Raw genomic sequence first — 4,039 nt, 5'->3', positions numbered from 1 at the left:
ACGGTCAGGTCGTCGCCCTCGCGGTGGGCCTGCACCGTCACCGTGCCGTCGCGGTTCTCCAGCCCGTGCTCGACGGCGTTGGTGACCAGCTCGGCCAGAACAGTGGCGAGAGCCTGGGCGGTATCGGCGTCATACATAAAAATATGGACGTACAAAGCCAGGTCAAAGAGGTCCGCCGCGTCAAAAAAAGCGAAAGCGGCGTAATCATCGATCCTATCTCCATCTCGCCAAACGCTAGCGTAGGCTCCGCGCTTGATATGATGGCGGATCTACACATCTCAGGTGTTCCCGTTGTAGACGAGGAAAATAAACTGATAGGAATTCTAACCAACCGCGATTTGAGATTTGAAAACGATAGAAGCGTCCTCGTAAAAGATAGGATGACTAAAGCTCCGCTAATCACGGCTCCAAAGGGCTGCACGCTAGACGATGCGGAGAAAATTTTCTCTCAAAACCGCGTAGAAAAGCTGCCTATCGTCGATAAAGACGGCCACCTAGAAGGCCTCATAACCATAAAAGATCTAAAAAAACGCAAAGAGTATCCAAACGCAAACAAAGACGCATACGGCAGACTCCGCGTAGCAGCAGCCATCGGCGTAGGTCAAATGGACAGAGCAAAAGCTCTAGCGGAAGCCGGCGTAGACGTCATCGTTATAGACTCCGCTCACGGCCACTCAAAAGGCGTACTAGACACGCTAAGACAGGTTAAAGCCGAACTAAAAGTGGACGTCGTCGCCGGAAATATCGCAAACCCGGCTGCCGTCAAAGACCTAGCAGAAGCCGGCGCTGACGGCATCAAGGTAGGCATAGGACCGGGCTCTATCTGCACCACTCGCGTGGTAGCCGGCGTTGGCGTACCTCAAATTTTCGCCGTAGATAGCTGCTCGGCCGAAGCTGCAAAATACGGTATCCCTGTCATCGCAGACGGCGGACTAAAGTACTCTGGCGACGTAGCCAAAGCCCTAGCCGCAGGCGCTAGCTGCGTGATGGCGGGTAGCTTGCTAGCAGGCTGCGAGGAGACTCCGGGCGAGGTGATAACCTTCCAAGGACGCCAGTATAAAGTCTACCGCGGTATGGGAAGTATCGGCGCGATGACGAAAGGCAGTAGCGATAGATATTTCCAAGAAGGCACCGCGCAAGATAAACTCGTACCTGAGGGTATCGAGGGTCGCGTACCGTTTGCCGGCAGCATAAAAGAGGTCGTGCACCAGCTGGTTGGCGGCCTACGAAGCGCGATGGGCTACATGGGCTCAAAAGATATCAAAACGCTTCAGGAAAAAGCCCAGTTCGTCGAGATCACGAGCGCAGGCCTAAAAGAGAGCCACGTCCACGACGTCGTCATCACGCAAGAAGCCCCTAACTACAAAGTCAATTAGTGCTAAATTTAAAAACCGGCAAAGTAAAATTTGGCGAGCCGCTCTATTTGGAGAGCGGCCGAATTTTACCCGAATTTGAGCTCGCTTACGAAACTTATGGAGAGCTAAACGAGGATAAAAGCAACGTCATAGTCGTCTGCCACGCGCTAACGGGCAGTCACCACGCCGCAGGCAGATACGAAAATGAGCAGAAATTTGGCTGGTGGGACGCGCTAGTGGGCGATGGCAAGGGTATAGATACGAACAAATTTTTCGTCATCTGCGTAAATATCCTCGGCTCGAATTTCGGCTCGACAAATCCTCTCAGTATCGAAAAAAGCACGGGCAAGCAGTATCGTTTGCGCTTTCCGGTGCTAACCATCAGCGACGTCGTAAAGGCGCAGATGAGGCTTTTTGAGCACTTAGGCATAGAGCGCGCGCATGCAGTCGTGGGCGGCAGCCTAGGCGGTATGCAGGCGCTTTGTTTTGCGATCGAGTTTCCAAATTTCGCCAAAAACGTCATCATCCTAGCCAGCACCTATCAGAGCAAGGCCTGGGCGATCGCGTTTAATAAAATCGCGATCGAAGGCATCCTGCGCGATCCAGGTTTTAAAGACGGGCAATACGACGAAAACGACATCGCCGCGCAGGGACTAACCGGCATGGCGCTAGGGCGTATGGCGGGGCACATCAGCTTTCTCTCGCCTAGCTCCATGGACTCCAAATTTGGCCGTAACTACGTCGAAACCGACGGTCTTTACGAGCTTACGGGGCGGTTTCAGGTCGATCGATATATGGAGTACAACGGCCACGGCTTTCCTAAGCGCTTTGACCCGCTGAGCTACCTTTATATCGTAAAGATGATGAATATCTTTGACTGCACGCGCCATTACGACGATCTCGCGCACGCTCTTTTGCCTATTTGCGCCAAGGTTACGCTGGTCGCATTTAGCGGCGATATGCTATTTCCGCCAAGCTGCATGCGCGAGATGCACGAGACGCTACGCGACATCGGCAAGACGTGCGACTACCACGAGATAGACAGCGACTACGGCCACGACGCATTTTTGGTCGAAGTAGATAAATTTGAAAAAATCATAAAAAAGGTTTTAGATGAGTGAAAATTTAAGCGAGGATTTTGAAAGCAAACTCGCCAAAGCAAATGAAATTTTAAAACAGCTCGGCGATGAAAATTTAAGCCTCGAGCAAAGCGTCAAGCTGCACAAAGAGGGCAAAAAGCTGCTCGAGGAGGCAGACAAGATCCTGCAAAACGCAAGGCTAGTCGTAAAGGACGCAGACGATGAATAACGCGACCGCAGCCGTTTGCGCCTTGCAGCTGCCGACCCAGCCCATGAGCGAGTCGCGGCTAGATTATTATTTTAGGATTTGCGCGGGCGAAGGCGCTAGACTCGTTGTGCTCGGAGAGTACGTGCTACACAGCTTTTTTAAAGAGCTCGAGCTCATGCCAAAAAGCCTTATCAAGGAACAAAGCGAGCGCAAAAAACACGCGCTTGCTGCGATGGCGCAAAAATACAACCTAGAAATCCTAGCCCCGCTCGTACTGCCCAAAGGCAAAGGTTTCGTCAAGGTCGCGGCGAGATTTAGCCCCGCGTCGTCGCGCTTTTACGAGCAGCAGATCTTGATGCCCTACCCGCACTGGAACGAGGCGAAATTTTTTGCCAACAAGACTGAAGGCGAGCTAAATTTGCCCGTATTTAGTTACGAGAAATTTAAAATCGGCGTGATGTTTGGCTTTGAGGCGCATTTTGACGCGGCGTGGGCGTATATGGCGCGAAAGAAAGTCGATGTAGTCGTAGTTCCTACCGCATGCACGTTTTTTAGCGAGTCGCGCTGGGAGGAGCTGCTAAAAACCCGCGCCTTTACAAACAACGTCTATGTTCTGCGCGTAAACCGCGTCGGCAATCACAAGGCCGCAAGCGGCGAGCAGTGGAGCTTTTACGGCGATTCGATGCTGATTAGCCCATTTGGCGAGGTGGTTTCGCGCCTAGGCAAAAACGAAGAGATGATGGTAGCAAAACTCGAAAAAACCGAACTCGCGCAGGCAAGACTTCTATGGGGATTTTCTCAAATTTTACATAAAAGACTAGGCTAAATTTAGCTTTCAGGCGGCAAATATGTTTAAATTTGCCGCCGTTTCATCTGCAAATTTTTGCCAATTAATTTAAATTTACCATCCTACCGCCGCTCTCTACCTCCAAATTTAACGTCACAATTCAAATTTAATCCTGTAAATTTGAATTTTATTTTTCACCATCCCTAGCCTGGTAACGCCGCTACTCTCAAGACAAATATATCCTTTAATATTACAAATAAATTATAAATTACAACTTCATTTAAGCTTATTTTTTAAAGTTAAATACTACAATAACACTATGAAAAATAAATTTAATCCAAGGAGGACGCTCAAAAGACACCAATAGTAATAAAGGTATTTAGAGTAGAGTCGTAAATTAAAGATTTACAGGTAATAGCTAAATAAATTTAAGGAGAAGCTATGAAAAACTCAAATGTTTCAAGAAGAGATTTTGTTAAGTTAAGTATGGTAGGTGCCGGAGCTTTAGCTCTAGGCGGAGTAAATGCGCAAGCAGCCGTTAACGCTAAAGATGTCAAATTTGACGAAGAGTGGGACGTAGTTATCGTTGGTTCCGGTTTTGCAGGACTAG

The 4,039-nt window shown here is 49.4% G+C and carries 5 protein-coding genes; all 5 read left to right on the top strand.

Annotated features, from left to right (window positions below; all coding sequences use genetic code 11):
• Nucleotides 1–65 precede the first annotated feature (65 nt).
• On the top strand, nt 66–1,376 hold the full coding sequence (gene guaB / locus Q0200_RS09595) for an IMP dehydrogenase (RefSeq protein WP_297940703.1): 1,311 nt from the start codon (nt 66–68) through the stop codon (nt 1,374–1,376).
• Nucleotides 1,376–2,476: a homoserine O-acetyltransferase gene (locus Q0200_RS09590; protein ID WP_297940700.1), complete on the top strand. Its 1,101-nt coding sequence runs from the start codon at nt 1,376–1,378 to the stop codon at nt 2,474–2,476. Before guaB ends, Q0200_RS09590 begins: the two co-directional genes overlap by 1 nt.
• Nucleotides 2,469–2,663, top strand: coding sequence for an exodeoxyribonuclease VII small subunit (gene xseB, locus Q0200_RS09585; RefSeq protein ID WP_297940698.1), 195 nt, complete (start codon nt 2,469–2,471; stop codon nt 2,661–2,663). Before Q0200_RS09590 ends, xseB begins: the two co-directional genes overlap by 8 nt.
• Nucleotides 2,656–3,468, top strand: coding sequence for a carbon-nitrogen hydrolase family protein (locus Q0200_RS09580; protein ID WP_297940696.1), 813 nt, complete (start codon nt 2,656–2,658; stop codon nt 3,466–3,468). Before xseB ends, Q0200_RS09580 begins: the two co-directional genes overlap by 8 nt.
• Nucleotides 3,469–3,870: 402 nt before the next feature.
• Nucleotides 3,871–4,039: twin-arginine translocation signal domain-containing protein (locus Q0200_RS09575; RefSeq protein ID WP_297940701.1), on the top strand; the 169-nt coding region annotated here is incomplete at its 3' end.

The organism is uncultured Campylobacter sp. (genome assembly GCF_938045225.1).
Taxonomy (GTDB): Bacteria; Campylobacterota; Campylobacteria; order Campylobacterales; family Campylobacteraceae; genus Campylobacter_A.
This window is presented reverse-complemented; position numbering and strand designations above follow the sequence as displayed.

Excerpts from the sequence above, each read along its gene's own strand:
- xseB (WP_297940698.1), top strand. The coding sequence starts at position 2,469 with ATGAGTGAAAATTTAAGCGAGGATTTTGAAAGCAAACTCGCCAAAGCA.
- Q0200_RS09580 (WP_297940696.1), top strand. The coding sequence starts at position 2,656 with ATGAATAACGCGACCGCAGCCGTTTGCGCCTTGCAGCTGCCGACCCAG.